Raw genomic sequence first — 15,140 nt, forward strand, 5'->3', positions numbered from 1 at the left:
CTGCCGTCCGCGCCGAGTGCCCGGCAGCGGGTCAGCAGCGGCAGCGCCTGCTCGACCGGCAGCAGCACGGCGACCACGCGCGCCCGGCGCACGGACGAACCGTGCGGACGGACCACGGTGAGTTCCTCGGGTTCCACCCCGAGGTCAGGTGGCTCACTCCCAGGCGTCCAGAACGCGATCCGTCCCGTCCGGGGCGGGTCCCCGGGAAGGAACACCGCCTCGCCCAGGGCGAGCTCCGGCAATCCGGCAAGCATCCGTTCCCGGTCCCAAGTCACCGACTCGGGCTCCGCCGACGGGTAGACCTTCGCCACCACACCCACTCCTGGCCAGGCTTTCGTAACTGCTCGGGAGGGCGCGGGTAGCCCACGAGCCCTCGGCGGGTCAAGGCTATCCGCGCGGACGGGCAGGGAACGCCAGAAGTGTTCCGCCCGCTCGGCGCAATGCGGAAAGATGTCACCCGCACCCGCCAGAGACCGGAGCGACCCTTTCGCCGTCGCAGCCCGTCACCGGTGCCGGAACCCGCCTCCGCCCCGAGGGAACCCTTTGCCGTGACCGCCGAGCCCATGCCGACCTACCAGTTGAAGATCTCCCTGCGAGACACCAGCCCGCCGATCTGGCGCCGAGTCACCCTGCCCGCTGACACCTCACTCGGCTGCCTGCACGACATCATCCAGGTGTGCTTCGGCTGGGACGACTCTCACTTGCACTCCTTCACCGAACCTGCCTCAGGCCGCCAATTCGTCGACTGGGACGCACCGTTGGACCGCGATCCCTTCCGCGACGCCGACGAGGAGTCCGTGACCGTGGCCGAGGTGCTGCCCGACGAAGGCGGCCGGCTGGAGTACACCTACGACTTCGGCGACGACTGGCGGCACCTGATCACGCTGGAGAAGATCCTGCCCACGTCCACCCCCGATCGGCGCGTCCGCTGTTCTGGCGGTCGCCGCGCCATGCCCTTTGCCGAGGACATCGGCGGAGCCTGGGGGCTGCAAGCCGTACTCGACGCCGTCGTGGACCGTGGCGAACCGGCCCCCGAGCCGTGGACCGATCTGGTGGAAACCCTGCGCGAGGAGGGCTTCGACCCGGCCCGCTTCGACCGCGACGTCCTGGACCGGGAACTGGCCGGACTGGACCCGAGGCCGCCCACGGCCGCCCCGGCACCGGACCCGGCCGAAGCCGCCCGCAGCGGGCGGCGCTGCTCCTGCGGCGAGGTCCACGACGGCGAGGACTTCGACATGGAGTCCGTTCCGATGCGACCCGTGTCCCTGGCACCACGTGCGGAACTCGCCGCGTCCGCCCGGCAGGTGCCGCTGATCGCCTCCGCCCTCCGTCTGGCCCACTGGTGCGAGGACGGACGAGCCGTCACGTCCCGGGACGTGCTCAAGCCCGCGCTGGGCCGCCAGGCCGTGCGGGAACTCGCACTCTGGACCCAGGACGACGAACTGAGCGCACTCCGGCCCGAGGAGCGCGACCAGCGGCTGGCCCGTCTGCGCAGTTCCGGAGACCTGCCCTGCCTGGACGGCCCCTGGCAGCTCGCCGTGTACGGGGACCTGGTGGAGATCGGCAAGGGCGTCGCCCACCCCGGTACCGGCCTGCCCGCCGCCGCGGACGACGAGGGAGTGCTGGAACTCTGGTGCCATGCGCTCGAAGACGAACTCGACGATCTGAACGACCTCGGGAACCTCGGCCTGTCCCCGGTGCTGCTGGGCGCGCTGGACATGGAGGACGAGGACGGCCACGGCCTGCCGACGGTGGTGCTGCGGGCACTGTACGAGGTTCCCGACGGCGAATGGCTGGACAGCGCGCTGCTCGTCGGCGCACTCCGCGAGGGGCTCCCGAAGCAGGAGGCACGGCTGGTCGAACTGTTCCTCCTACAGATCCTCGACCAGGTGGCCCTTGTCCTCGCCGAGTACCAGGCGGCGGAGGTCGAGAACGGCCCGGAGACGAGCCGGCGGCGGGATCACGTCCTCCTCGGCATCCTCGGTATCGAGGCGAGCGCAGCGGACGGCGAGGGCACTTCGCCGGCCGGGACACGGCTCCGACTCACTCCGCTGGGACGCCACGGACTGCGCGAGTACCTGCTCGCCGAGGGGTTCCACGCTCCTGTCATCGGCGAACTGGCCGACGCGGATGCCCCGACCTTGCTCGACGCCCTGCTCGACTACGGCCAGGAGGCCGCCCACTCCGAGATCACCGGCTGGATCGGTCATCGGGGCCAGGGTCCGGCCGCGGTCCAGCTCATCGACGCCTGCGCGGGTTTGGAAGCCGATGCGGCCCTCCGCCGCCTTGCCGCCGCGCCGGTGCTCGCGGAACTCGATGAACCGCGAGCGCTCGCCGTCCTGCGCAAAGCCGCGGCCTCTGGGGTCCCCGGCTGCGCCGAGACCGCGGCGATCGCGCTCGCCGACCGTGGTGAGATCCCCGGGGGACACGGCCCGGAACTCCAGCTGTGGGGGCTCGTGGACCATCTGTGGGGGCCGCTCGGAGTGGCGGACGAGGCACTTGCCATGTTCCTGGACCAGGAAGGCGACCGGGTGCTGCCGCTGCTGGAACAGGCCGCCGACGATCTGTGGCGCTGCGGCCACCCTGCCACCGGGGCCGTTCTGGAAGCGGCGGGGCGGCTGCTGAGGGCTCAGGACAAGGCGCTGGCCAAGCGACTGCGCAGGTCTGCGGCCAAAGCCGGATCCCAGCACCGACGATGAGGTGGGGCTGTGCCCGGCCCCGGGGCCACTCCTGGGCCCCTGTCAGCGAACCCGTGCTTGAGGGGCTCCGGTTTGCCGATCCCCTCGTTGCCGTTCCGGGCGACGTCCGCGACGAGTGTGTTGATGCGCTTCAGGACCTTCCGGTCCTGAAGCTGCCACCACAGGTAGTCCTCCCACGCGCGAGAGGAGAAGGTGATCTTCATTCGCGGCCGCTATGCGTCGGTCGCCAGCTCGCGTACGGTGCCGCCGCCGCTTTCCAGCTCGTCGATGGACGCGAGCAGGCGTCGGGCGTTCGCCGGGCTCCGCAACAAGTACGCCGTCTCCTTCAGGGACTCGTAGTCCTCAAGGGAGACGATGACGACCGGCTCATGTGTCGACCCCTTTTCCACGTACAGGAAGTTGTACGTGGGAGCCTGCGGTGCGGCAAGCGACGGGGGCTGTGGCGATCGGCCCAGTGGGGCAGCGGTCAGTGCGCGAATGCCTTGCGGAGCCGTTCCGTCGCGTCCGCAAGTACCTCGGTGCGTTTGCAGAAGGCGAACCGGACGAACGGTGCTCCCTGGTCGCGGCGGTCGTAGAAGACGGCGTTGGGGATCGCGACGACCCCCGCGCGCTCCGGCAGCGCGCGGCAGAACGCGAAGCCGTCGCTCTCGCCGAGCGGCCGGATGTCGGTGGTGACGAAGTACGTGCCGGCCGGGCTGAACACCCCGAAACCGGCCTCCCGCAGGCCCGCCGACAGCAGGTCCCGCTTGCTGCGCATGTCCGCGCGGAACGACGTGAAGTACGACTCCGGGAGGGCGAGCGCCTCGGCGACGGCGTACTGGAAGGGCCCGGAGTTGACGTACGTGAGGAACTGCTTCGCCGAGCGGACCGCGCCGGTCAGCTCCGGGGACGCCGTCACCCAGCCGACCTTCCACCCGGTGAACGAGAACGTCTTGCCGGCCGACCCGATGGTCACCGTCCGCTCGCGCATCCCCGGGAGGGTCGCCAGCGGGATGTGCTCGGCGTCGTCGTACACGAGGTGCTCGTACACCTCGTCCGTGACGACGAGGAGGTTCCGTTCCACCGCCAGTTCGGCGATCGCCGTGAGCTCCGCGCGCGTGAGGACCGTTCCGGTCGGATTGTGCGGCGTGTTGATCAGAAGCAGTCGTGTCGAGTCGGTGACCGCGTCGCGCAGCTCGTCCAGGTCCAGGCGGAAGCGGGCCGCCTCGGGGTCGGGGCGCAGGGTCACGGGGACCCGGCGGGCGCCCGCCATGGCGATGCAGGCGGCGTACGAGTCGTAGTAGGGCTCCAGGGCCACCACCTCGTCCCCGGGCTCCAGGAGGGCCAGCAGGGTGGCCGCGATGGCCTCCGTGGCGCCGGCCGTCACCAGGACCTCGGTGTCGGGGTCGTAGGACAGGCCGTAGCGCGTGCTCTGGTGCGCGGCGATCGCCGTACGCAGCTCCGGGACGCCCGGACCCGGCGGGTACTGGTTTCCGTGCCCGTCGCGCAGGGCGCGCACCGCGGCCTCGCGCACCTCCTCGGGGCCGTCCGTGTCGGGGAAGCCCTGGCCGAGGTTGATGGCGCCCGTGCGCACCGCGAGAGCCGACATCTCGGCGAAGATCGTCGTCCCGAACTCGGCGAGGCGGCGGTTGAGGAAGGGGCGTGCGCTGCTGGTCATGCCCGTCATCCTGCGCTCAAGCTCTGGAGTTCCTCAAGTGTGCTTTGACTGCTGAGACGGCCGGGCATCCCCAGGTCACGCACCGCTCACCCGGTGTGCGAGGCGCCCGAGGGGGGCCGCTTCGGGGGACTTGTTGAGAAGCGGAAGGAGGGTGATCGTCATGCCTATGACCATCGGCATCATCCTGCTGGTTCTGTTCGGAGCCCTGCTGACGGCGGCGCTGATCGGCAGCCGGCGCCGGGAGCGGGCCGAGAGGAAGGCGCGCGCGGCGGGGCGGCGGTCGTACAGCGGCAGCAGCAACAACTCGAACAGCAACAGCACGAACAGCTCCGACTCGGGAAGCGGGGGCTGGTGGGTCGGCGGGGGTGACTCGGGGGGCGGCTCGGGGGGTGACTCCGGAGGGGGCCACGGCGGAGGCCACGGGGGTCACTCCTGTGGGGGAGGGCACTCCTGCGGCGGTGGTAGCTCCTGCGGGGGAGGGGGCGGTTGCGGCGGAGGCAGCTGACACGGGGCAGCTGAGCTGCGCCGGGGCCGGGGGTCTTCGGAGGTACGGGGTTTCCCTTACGGGGAGACCCGCTACGGGGAGACCTGCGAGGGGCCGAGGGTTACCGCAGAGGGACGCCCGCCGTGTGGCGACACGCGGCGGGCGTCCTCGTATGTGACATACGCCCCGCGTACGCCAGGCCCGCCCGGCGTACGCCGTAGTTGAACAGTTGAGCTGTGGAGCCCTCTGAGGGATGGAAACCGCACGAAGTTGGGTAAAAACGCTGTGGCGGGACCACAGTTCATGATTCCCTCTAAAACACCAACGCAGCCCCCCGGACCCCTCGGACTTCCCGTGCGGACGTCCTCTCAGACCGGGCCGGCCGGGGCCGGACCCCGGAGTCGACCGGGGTGCGCCGGACCTACCCGCTTCTTCCTCGCGTGCTTGCGGAGCCGATCCATGCTCACGACCCTGACCACCTCCTACACCGACACGCGCGCGGCCGACCTCGCCTGGGCCCTGGGGCGCGAGCCGCTGCCGGCCCTGGCCACGCTCGACCTCGAACTGTCCGGTACCAAACTCCAGTTGAGGCTCCTCGGCGCCTCCCACCAAGTGCTGCTGGAGGAGGAACAAAGCTCCTGCTCGGAGACGGTCGCCTGCATCCCCGGCAGCAGCACCCCGCTCCCGCTGGGCGTCGCCAAACGCGTCGGCGAGTGGGAGTACGAGTTCGCGGCCCGCGTCGAGGTGCTCTCGCCCGACCGGTTCGCGAGCCGGGCGCAGGAACTCCTCGCCCTCGTCTCCGACCACCCCCACGGCCTCGCCGGCGTCTTCCCCGGCAGCCCGCACGCCTTCACCGCGCTGCTGGCCCACCGGGTGGACGGATACGTGCACTGGCGCACCTGGCACGCCTACCCGCAGGACGGCCAGCTCGTCGCGACCCGGACGCGGGTCGGGGTACGGGTACCTGTGGGGTAGGGGGCGCGGGTACCTCCGGGGTAGGGGTCGTACACCTTCGGGTGGAATCCCCGCCGGGCCGGGTGGCGTCACCCGCCCGGCGCACTCCCCCTCCTCACACGGGTGGAGCAGCCCGTCAGGACCCCTCCGGGCCCCCTCCCGTAAACCCATGGGACCACTCCGGCCTCCGGTTTCACGCGTGTGGGTGACATGGCGTACTGGGGCCGTGACGTAACGTCGCAGTCGTGATCGAACCGCACGCGCCCGCTCCCCCCGGTGCCCCGCCTCCGTGGGGAGGCCGGGCCCCGTTGCCCGTCCGGCCGGCGACGGGGCGGTTCCTGGTCCTGGCCTGCGTGTTCGTGTGCGCCGCGTGCGGGCTGGTCTACGAACTCGAACTCGTCGCGCTGGCCTCGTACTTGATGGGCGACTCGGTCACGCAGGCGTCCGTCGTGCTGTCCGTCATGGTGTTCGCCATGGGCATCGGCTCGCTCGCCGCCAAACGCCTGCGGGGCCGTGCCGCCGCCGGGTTCTGCGCGGTCGAGGCCGCGCTCGCGCTGATCGGCGGGTGCAGCGCGATGGCTCTGTACGCGGTGTTCGCCTGGACCGGCGACTGGGGCGGCCTGTGGGCGAACGGCCCACGCGTGCTGCTCGTCGCGTTCTCCCTCGGCATCGGCCTGCTGATCGGCGCCGAGGTACCCCTCCTGATGGAGCTGATCCAGCGCATCCGCCGCCAGGACGCGGGCGGCGCGGTCGCCGACCTGTTCGCTGCGGACTACGTCGGCGCGCTCGTCGGCGGCCTCGCCTTCCCCTTCCTCCTCCTGCCGTTCCTGGGGCAGTTGACGAGTTCACTGCTCACCGGCGCCGTCAACGTCGTCGCCGGCAGCGCGCTGATCCTCGGCCTGTTCCGGCGCGACCTGACCCGCCGGGCACGCTGGCTGCTGCTCGTCGCCAACGTGACCGTGCTCGGCGTCCTCGCCGCCGCGGCCGTCCTCGTGGACGACTTCGAGCGGGCAGCCCGCCACGCGGTGTATGGGGACGACGTCCGCGTGGCTCTCCAGACCGACGTCCAGGAGGTGGTCCTCACGGGGGGTACTCCGGGGCATCCCCTGGGGCTCTACCTGGACGGCCGGCTGCGGGTCGGCGGGCGGGACGAGCGGAGGTATCACGAGGCTCTCGTCCATCCCGCGATGTACGGGTCCCATGCGCGCGTCCTGGTCCTCGGGGGCGGGGACGGGCTCGCCGCGCGCGAGGTCCTCACCCGTCCGGGCGTCCGGCGCGTCGACGTCGTCGACCTCGACGCGGGGCTCGTCCGCCTCGCCCGCACCGACCCGGCCCTCTCCGGCCTCGGCGACCACGCCCTCGGCGACGCCCGCGTCCACGTCACCGTCGGGGACGCCTTCCACGTCCTGCGGACGACGCCGCCGGGCACGTACGACGTCGTCGTCGCCGACCTGCCCGACCCGGGGATCACCGCCAGCACCAAGCTGTACTCGGAGGAGTTCTACGGCCTCGCGCGGCGCTCTCTCGCACGCGGGGGGCGGCTGGTCGTCCACGCGGGGCCGGTGACCACCCGGTCCCGGGTCTTCTGGACCGTCGACGCGACGATACGGGCCGCGGGGCTGGTGACCGTCCCCTACCGGGTGTCCGGCAGCGGCTCCGGGTTCGCGGCGGGGCCCGACCGTACGACCGCGCGCTCCCGGGCGCCGAAGGACTGGGGGTTCCTGCTGGCCTCGGCGGGGCCCCGGGCTCCCGTCCTCGCCCTCGACCCGCGCGCGCCGCGCCCGAGGACGCTGAGTTCGCAGGCGCTGGCCTTGGGGGCGCGGGAGGCGGCGGCGACGCGGGTGGAGGGGGCGCGGGTATCGACGTTGGTCCATCCCAGGTATTAGGGGTACGGGGTGGGGGTTGAGGTGGGGGTGGCTCGGGGCCGGGGATGGAGTCCTTGCCGCCTTCGACTCCGGGCGTCCGGAACCCGCCTCGACCAGCCGTCGGCCCACCGGAGCGAATCCCCCTCTCCGGGGGTGCTTTTCCCGAACCGGTGGGTAGGCTCCACCGACATGGAGCAAGAGGTGTTCGTTCCGGTTTCGGCGGAGCGGCTGCGAGCGGCCCTCGCCGACCCCGCGCAGGTGGCCCGCGCGGTCCCCGGCCTCCAGCAGGACGCGGGTACGCCCCCGATCGCCGGCCGCCTGAAGGTCCGCGTCGGCAGCCACACGATCACCTACCGGGGTACCGCTCAGGTATCACCGGCCGTCGACGGCACGTACACCCTCCGGGCGGACGCGGCGGAGGCCAGGGGCACCGGCAAGGTCCACCTCACCCTCACGCTCGTACTCACGGAGACCCCTACGGGTTCGGCCACGGGGGCGACCACGGGTACGACCCTGAGGTTCACCGGCACGGCACGGGTGGAGGGCCGGATCACGGAACTCCCGGCGGAGACGGTCACTGCGGCAGTGGCCCGTCTGTTGAGCCGGTTCGGGGGGAACCTGGGTATTACGGGGGCGGGGGCGGGGGCCGCGTCGGGGGCGGAGTCGGGGTCGGGGTCGAGGTCGGAAGAGCCGCCTCCGGCACGAGAACCGGAACTGGACGGGGCACACGACCCGCAGGCGACGCAGGAACCGGAGCGGCAGCGTTCGGCGAACACCGGTCGGGGTCCGGACGCCGAGCAGGGGCTGGACGCGGAACAGGGTCCCGACGCCGAGCAGGGGCCGGACGTCGTGCAGCGGCCGGACGTCGAGCGGGGCGGTGAGGCTGAGCGGAGTGGCGAGGCTGGGCTGGGCGGTGAAGTCGAGCGGAGTGGCGAGGCTGGCGGCGAGGGCGAGCTGGACGGTGGGGCTGAGTGGGATGGCGAGGCTGGCGGTGGAGTCGAGCGGGATGGCAAGGCCGAGCAGGGCCCCGACATCCAGCAGGCCCCCGATCACCGGCAGGCCCCTGACCTCCAGCAAGGCCGTGACCCGAAGCAGAACCCCGAGCCCAAGCCGACCCCCACTCCCGAGCGGAAGCCCGAACCCCCCTTCCCGCCCACGATCTTCGAAACCGACCTCCCCCCGTCCGCGCTCGACCCCCTGGACCCCCCGGCCGAAGCCGCCCACGCCCGCCGCACGATGATCGGCCGAAGCGCGGAAGAGGTCGACCACGCCCCACCGAGAGGCCGCTACGCCCCAGTCCCGGCCCCCCAGACCTTCACCCCGGCGAACACCCTCCGCTGGGCCGCCCCCGCAGCAGCCCTCGCCGTGGTCTCGGCGGTAGTGGTGGGCCGAGTACTGCGCAGACGCCGCTGACCACACGGACGAACGCGGCGTCGGTGCCACCTAGCTTGCGGGCAGCCGCGCGGCCCTCGCGTACTCGCAGCCGCCGTTTCCTCCCTCGCCCCAGCTGTGGGCAGTCGCGCGGCCCTCACGCACCCGCAGCCCCTCCTCCCCGCCCCAGCTGCGGGCAGTCGTGCCGCTAGGGGCGGCACGGGTGGGCTGGGGGTCCCCCTGCTCGAAGAGCTTGGGGGAGGCACCCCGCCAGCGCGGGCAAGCGACAACACCCCCTACCCCAGCCACCCCCAACCCGCACCCACCCCTCCGATCCTCACCCCCACCACCGACCCAGCCACCCCGAACACCCCCACCCCGACGCCCACTCCACCCCACCCACCACCCCGTAACCCCCGTACCACCCCAGTACTGTCATCCCTTGTGAGCAACGAAGAGATCACCCTGACCGCCGGCTCCGCGCAGGCGACCCTGCACCCCGCCAACGGCGCCCGCGTGGCCTCCCTCCAGGTCGACGGCGTCGAACTCCTCCGCCAGGGCGAGCGCTTCGGCTGCTTCCCGATGGTCCCGTGGTGCGGCCGGATCAGGGACGGAAAGTTCCGCAACGGCGGCACGACGCACCAGATGCCGCTCAACGCCCCTCCGAACGCCATCCACGGCACCGCCAGGGCCGGCGCCTGGGACATCGCCCGCGTCACGGCCGACGAGGCGGTCCTCACGTACGACCTCGTAGCTCCCTGGCCCTACCCCGGACGTATCACCCAGGTGTTCGCCCTGACCGAGGACGCCCTGACCCTGACCATGTCGGTGGAGACGTACGACGACTCCTTCCCGGCCCAGATCGGCTGGCACCCCTGGTTCAACCGCACCCTGGGAGGCGCGGACGTCCAGCTCGCCTTCGACCCCGCCTGGCAGGAGGAGCGCGGCGACGACCACCTCCCCACCGGCAACCGGATCGACCGTAAGCCCGGCCCCTGGGACGACTGCTTCGGCATGCCGGACGGCGTCGGCGTGACCTTGACCTGGCCGGACGAGCTGGAGCTGAAGGTCACCAGCCGCGAGCAGTGGGTCGTGGTCTACGACGAGCAGGAGTCCGCAGTCTGCGTCGAACCCCAGACCGGCCCGCCCAACGGCCTGAACACGCACCCGCGCCTGGTCACCCCGGTGGACCCGCTGGAGGCGTCGACGACCTGGACCTGGCGGCGCCTGTAGTACCCGTACGACCCCGACCCGTACCCGTACGACCTCAGCGGGACGCCCACCTCTCCACCCCAGGTCACCCCTACCCGAGAGCCACGCCCCGCGGAGGCCCGGCCGACCCCCGCGGCCCCCGCCTCTAAGCTGTTCGCCATGACGGACGTACGTGCTGAGCTGCTGCAACAGATCAAGGACAAGGCCGTGGTGCACGGCAAGGTCACGCTCTCCTCGGGCCTGGAGGCGGACTACTACATCGACCTGCGCCGCGTCACCCTGGACGGTGAGGCCGCCCCGCTGGTCGGCCAGGTGCTGCTGGACCTGACGGCGGAGCTGGAGTTCGACGCGGTGGGCGGGCTCACCATGGGCGCCGACCCGGTCGCGACGTCGATGCTGCACGCCGCCGCCGCGCGAGGGCAGCGGCTCGACGCCTTCGTCGTCCGCAAGGCCGCGAAGGCGCACGGCATGCAGCGGCAGGTGGAGGGGCCGGAGATCCGCGGGCGGCGGGTGCTGGTGGTCGAGGACACCTCGACGACCGGCGGCTCCCCGCTGACGGCGGTGGAGGCGGTCCGCGCGGCGGGCGCCGAGGTCGTGGCGGTCGCGACGATCGTCGACCGCGCGACCGGCGCCGCCGAGAAGATCCAGGAGGGCGCGGGAGTGCCGTACCTCTTCGCCTTCTCCAAGGACGAGCTGGGCCTGGACTGATACCTGAGAGGTAACCGGCTACACCTTCCGGAGCATCGGGCCATGTCTGGAAAGATGGGGACGACGACGACGTCATACCCCAGGTTTAGGTCAGGGCCGTAGTACGCAGAACGCCCACCCGCACACCCAAGGAGCGGACAGATGCCCATCGCAACCCCCGAGGTCTACAACGAGATGCTCGACCGGGCGAAGGCAGGCAAGTTCGCCTACCCGGCCATCAACGTCACCTCGACCCAGACCCTGCACGCGGCGCTGCGCGGCTTCGCCGAGGCGGAGAGCGACGGCATCATCCAGATCTCCACGGGTGGCGCGGAGTTCCTCGGCGGCCAGTACAGCAAGGACATGGTGACCGGCTCCGTCGCGCTCGCCGAGTTCGCGCACATCGTCGCCGAGAAGTACCCGGTCACCGTCGCGCTGCACACCGACCACTGCCCGAAGGACAAGCTCGACGGGTACGTCCGGCCGCTGCTCGCCGTCTCCGAGGAGCGCGTGAAGGCCGGCCGCAACCCGCTGTTCCAGTCGCACATGTGGGACGGCTCGGCGGAGACCCTCGCCGACAACCTGGCCATCGGCCAGGAGCTGCTCGCCCGCGCCGTCGCCGCGAAGATCATCCTTGAGGTGGAGATCACCCCTACGGGTGGTGAGGAGGACGGCGTCTCGCACGAGATCAACGACTCCCTCTACACGACGGTCGACGACGCGATCCGCACGGTCGAGGCGCTGGGCCTCGGCGAGAAGGGCCGCTACCTGCTCGCCGCGTCGTTCGGCAACGTGCACGGCGTGTACAAGCCGGGCAACGTCGTGCTCCGCCCCGACCTGCTGAAGGAGCTGAACGAGGGCGTCGCCGCCAAGTTCGGCAAGCCGGCCGGTTCGCAGCCGTTCGACTTCGTCTTCCACGGCGGCTCCGGCTCCTCCGAGGAGGAGATCGCGACCGCGCTGGAGAACGGCGTCATCAAGATGAACCTCGACACGGACACGCAGTACGCCTTCACGCGTCCGGTCGCGGCGCACATGTTCCAGAACTACGACGGCGTCCTGAAGGTCGACGGCGAGGTCGGCTCCAAGAAGACGTACGACCCCCGTACCTGGGGCAAGCTGGCCGAGGCGGGCATGGCGGCGCGGGTCGTCGAGGCCACGCAGAACCTGCGGTCGGCGGGGACGCGGATCAAGTAGCTCGCCCGTACTACGGGTATGACGGGCCGGGCCCGGTGACTGTCCCCCAGGGGGCGGTCCCGGGCCTTTCCCGTACCCCGGGGGGATGTAGGGGTGAGGCTGTGCCGTGCGTGGCGAACCGGCCGTTGTGGGAATCCTGTGGACGGGTTGTCATAGCCATGCAATAGGCTGCGATCACCGCACCCCGGTTCTCGGGGCACGCCCCAACTTGCGGGGCAGCGAAGACCATTGGGGGGTCTTTTCATCGTGTCCGTGCGTAAGCGCACTCTCTCTACCGCGACCGCGCTCGCGGTCCTCGTCAGCTCCGCCGCGCTGGTCGTGGGGACGGCCGTCTCGGCTGCGGCGGACAGCAGCAAGGTGCTCCCGCTGAAGTCGGCGAGCGACATCGTGGTGGACGGCGTCCACCGCAAGGTCTTCGTCAGCGACCCCGTCACCGGACGGATCGTCGCGACGGACTACTCCGGCAACGTGCTCAGCACGGCGCGCGAGCTGTACGGCGTCGCCGGGCTCGCCCTGTCCGCCGACTCCGGCCGCTTGTACGCGGCCGTCCCGAGCGCCGACGCGATCGTCGAGCTCGACACCACCACCATGGCCGAGCAGGCCCGGTACGCCACCGGCGAAGGCACCGACCCGCAGTTCCTCGCCCTCGCGGGCGGCAAGATCTGGTTCGGGTACGGCACCGAGTCCGACGGCTCGATCGGCTCGCTGGACCTGAGCGGCGCCGAGCCCGTCGTCGCCCTCGACCAGGACACCGAGACGGACTACTCCGGCGCCCCGCGTCTCACGGTCTCGCCGACGAACCCGAACGCCATCGCGGCTGCCGGGTCGTACTACCACCGGTTCGCCCTCGCGACGTACGACGTGACCACGGGCACCGCGACCCGTACGTCCCGTAATACCTCCGCGCTCAGCGGGCAGACCAATGACCTCGCGTACACCCCGGACGGCAACCGCATCGTCACCGCCAACCCCGGCACGGTGCACCACGTCTGGCAGGCGTCCGACCTCACCGAGGTAGGCACCTACGCCAGCAAGGAGCACGGCACGTCGGTCGCGATCGCCCCCGACGGCACCGTCGCGGCGGGCTCCGACGCCCCGTACGACAAGGACGTCTTCGTCTACCGCCCCGGCCAGAGCACGTCCGTCCGGAGCTACGACTTCCCGGTGACGGGTACGACGAGCGCCGGCGACGGCCTCGTCAACAGCGGACTCGCCTGGGAGCCGGGCGGCAGCCGGCTGTTCGCGGTCACCGACAACTGGGACAGCAACGTCCGCCTGCACGTCCTGGACGAGCCCACGAAGTCCGCGCCGGCGGTCGCCGTCAAGGCCCCGGCCACGGGCGCGCTCGGCAAGGCGCTCACCGTCTCGGGGACGGTCTCGGGGTCACTCTCCCTGCCTACGGGTACCCCCCTGACCGTGACCCGGTACGACTCCGAGTCCCCCAAGGGCAAGTCCCTGGGGACGAAGAAGCTGGCCGCCAAGGGGGCGTTCTCCTTCACGGACACCCCGGCCGTCGCCGGCAACGTCACCTACAAGGTCACGTACGCCGGAAGTACTACGCACTCGGCCGCGTCCGGGTCCGCGCTCGTCAAGGTCGCCTACAACAAGACGGCCGTGAAGATCGACCGGAACAACACGACCGTCAACTACGGCACGAACGTGACGTACACGGCGACGCTCGGCGCGACCTACAAGAACCGCACCGTCGAGATCTGGGCCGACCCGTGGGGTGCGGAGCCGAAGCGGCTGCTGAAGCGGGGCAAGGTCAACGCCAAGGGCCAGCTGGCGACGACGCTGCGGATGACCCGGGACACCACGGTCAGCGCCGTCTTCACCGGCGACGCCCGCTACGGCAAGGCCGAGGCGAAGTCCGGCGTGCGCACCCGCGCGGGCATCACGACCTCGCTGTCGCGCCACTACAAGTGGACCAAGATCGGCAATACGCAGTACCAGACGTTCCACCAGACGACCGACCCGCTGATCACCACCTGGATCAACGCCTACCCCGGGCGGTACATGCGTCTCGACCTTGAGTCGTACTACCAGGGCCGCTGGTACCCGGGCGCCTCCGAGTACTTCGAGCTGGGTCCCGACGGCAAGGCGTACGTGGCGGTGGACGGCGACGGCGCGGCCGGGTACCGGTTCCGTGTGCGGTCGGTGTACGTCGACGGCTACAACGGGGACATCGCGAACACGACGACCTACGGGCCGTGGAAGTACTTCAACTTCACGAAGTGATACCTCGCGGGGTGGTACATCCCGGCGTGATACCTCGCGGTTAGCTGCGCGGTGATACCTCGGAGGTAACTCCTCGGGCCGAGCCCGGTGCCCTTCCCAGGGTGCCGGGCTCGGTGCTGTCCCGGGGCGCGAGGCCTGGTGCCGTCCGGGGCGCGGGCGGGCCGCTGTAAGGGCCACCGGGTCCACAGGGTGGGCCGGTGCAAGGGGGCGGGTGGGCCGGTGCCGGGGGCCGGGCAGGGTGACAGACTGGAAGCCATGACGATTCACGAGAACCTCCTCGGGGGCCCGCCCCCGACCCACCTCCCCGACGACCCCGAGCCGCGCGAGCTGCTCGCCGGCGGCACCTCGGCCGCCGATGTCGCCGCGAAGTACCCGAAGTCCTCGCTGGCCTGGGCGCTCCTCGCTGACGAGGCGTTCGAGCGGGGGAGCGTGGTGGAGTCGTACGCGTACGCCCGTACGGGATACCACCGGGGCCTGGACGCCCTGCGCCGCAGCGGCTGGAAGGGCCACGGCCCGGTGCCCTGGGAGCACGAGCCGAACCGCGGCTTCCTGCGCGCCCTGCACGCCCTCGCCCGCGCCGCCGGCTCGATCGGCGAGCAGGACGAGTACGAGCGGTGCACGCAGTTCCTGAAGGACTCCTCGGCGACCGCGGCGCAGACGCTGGGCTGAGGCTGAGGCGCTCTCGGGGATGTACCCGTAGTACCGAGGTATGTACTGCGGGTCGTCCCAGGTGGCCCGTCCGGTCGTGTGACCAGGCGGGCCTTGCCTTTTCGGCCGAC

12 protein-coding genes and 2 pseudogenes are annotated in these 15,140 nt (G+C 71.5%); 9 read left to right on the forward strand and 5 right to left on the reverse strand.

The window, feature by feature from the left end:
* A pseudogene (locus tag ACVNF4_RS05470) lies at window positions 1–311 on the reverse strand (ATP-dependent helicase); the annotation flags it as partial.
* A gap of 237 nt (window positions 312–548) precedes the next feature.
* On the opposite strand from ACVNF4_RS05470, the gene ACVNF4_RS05475 reads away from it, so the two are divergent.
* Complete coding sequence (locus tag ACVNF4_RS05475; RefSeq protein ID WP_461801512.1) at window positions 549–2,699, forward strand: IS1096 element passenger TnpR family protein; 2,151 nt, start codon at window positions 549–551, stop codon at window positions 2,697–2,699.
* Window positions 2,700–2,746: 47 nt separating this feature from the next.
* Here ACVNF4_RS05475 and ACVNF4_RS05480 read toward each other — a convergent pair.
* The 4 genes and pseudogenes from ACVNF4_RS05480 to ACVNF4_RS05495 form a co-directional block, all read right to left on the reverse strand.
* Window positions 2,747–2,902 (reverse strand): annotated as a pseudogene (locus ACVNF4_RS05480) (type II toxin-antitoxin system YoeB family toxin); the annotation flags it as partial.
* A gap of 9 nt (window positions 2,903–2,911) precedes the next feature.
* Window positions 2,912–3,094 carry a type II toxin-antitoxin system Phd/YefM family antitoxin gene (locus ACVNF4_RS05485; protein ID WP_461801547.1) on the reverse strand — a complete coding sequence of 61 codons (183 nt, stop codon included), beginning with the start codon at window positions 3,092–3,094 and terminating at the stop codon, window positions 2,912–2,914.
* 71 nt (window positions 3,095–3,165) lie between these two features.
* Entirely contained in the window at window positions 3,166–4,365 is a 1,200-nt protein-coding gene (locus ACVNF4_RS05490; RefSeq protein ID WP_461801513.1) for a pyridoxal phosphate-dependent aminotransferase, read from the reverse strand.
* A gap of 66 nt (window positions 4,366–4,431) precedes the next feature.
* A complete protein-coding gene (locus tag ACVNF4_RS05495; protein WP_461801514.1) occupies window positions 4,432–4,677 on the reverse strand; it encodes a hypothetical protein in 246 nt (81 codons plus the stop codon).
* A gap of 622 nt (window positions 4,678–5,299) precedes the next feature.
* Between ACVNF4_RS05495 and ACVNF4_RS05500 the strand changes: the two genes are divergently transcribed.
* The 8 genes from ACVNF4_RS05500 to ACVNF4_RS05535 all read left to right on the forward strand — a co-directional run bounded on the left by ACVNF4_RS05500 (window position 5,300) and on the right by ACVNF4_RS05535 (window position 15,030).
* Window positions 5,300–5,815, forward strand: a complete 516-nt coding sequence (locus ACVNF4_RS05500) for a DUF2617 family protein (RefSeq protein WP_461801515.1) — start codon at window positions 5,300–5,302, stop codon at window positions 5,813–5,815.
* Window positions 5,816–6,039: 224 nt separating this feature from the next.
* Window positions 6,040–7,680 carry a polyamine aminopropyltransferase gene (locus tag ACVNF4_RS05505; protein WP_461801516.1) on the forward strand — a complete coding sequence of 547 codons (1,641 nt, stop codon included), beginning with the start codon at window positions 6,040–6,042 and terminating at the stop codon, window positions 7,678–7,680.
* 168 nt (window positions 7,681–7,848) lie between these two features.
* On the forward strand, window positions 7,849–9,072 hold the full coding sequence (locus ACVNF4_RS05510) for an SRPBCC family protein (protein WP_461801517.1): 1,224 nt from the start codon (window positions 7,849–7,851) through the stop codon (window positions 9,070–9,072).
* Between the two features lie 402 nt (window positions 9,073–9,474).
* Window positions 9,475–10,263 carry an aldose epimerase family protein gene (locus tag ACVNF4_RS05515; protein WP_461801518.1) on the forward strand — a complete coding sequence of 263 codons (789 nt, stop codon included), beginning with the start codon at window positions 9,475–9,477 and terminating at the stop codon, window positions 10,261–10,263.
* A gap of 138 nt (window positions 10,264–10,401) precedes the next feature.
* Entirely contained in the window at window positions 10,402–10,950 is a 549-nt protein-coding gene (gene pyrE / locus ACVNF4_RS05520) for an orotate phosphoribosyltransferase (RefSeq protein WP_461801519.1), read from the forward strand.
* Window positions 10,951–11,091: 141 nt separating this feature from the next.
* Window positions 11,092–12,123, forward strand: coding sequence for a class II fructose-bisphosphate aldolase (gene fbaA, locus ACVNF4_RS05525; protein ID WP_355877667.1), 1,032 nt, complete (start codon window positions 11,092–11,094; stop codon window positions 12,121–12,123).
* A gap of 252 nt (window positions 12,124–12,375) precedes the next feature.
* The gene (locus ACVNF4_RS05530; protein ID WP_461801520.1) at window positions 12,376–14,361 is read left to right on the forward strand and encodes a WD40 repeat domain-containing protein; all 1,986 of its coding nucleotides are present in this window, start codon (window positions 12,376–12,378) and stop codon (window positions 14,359–14,361) included.
* Between the two features lie 255 nt (window positions 14,362–14,616).
* Window positions 14,617–15,030 carry a DUF3151 domain-containing protein gene (locus ACVNF4_RS05535; RefSeq protein ID WP_461801521.1) on the forward strand — a complete coding sequence of 138 codons (414 nt, stop codon included), beginning with the start codon at window positions 14,617–14,619 and terminating at the stop codon, window positions 15,028–15,030.
* Window positions 15,031–15,140 lie beyond the last annotated feature (110 nt).

This window comes from Streptomyces sp. S6, from assembly GCF_054880855.1.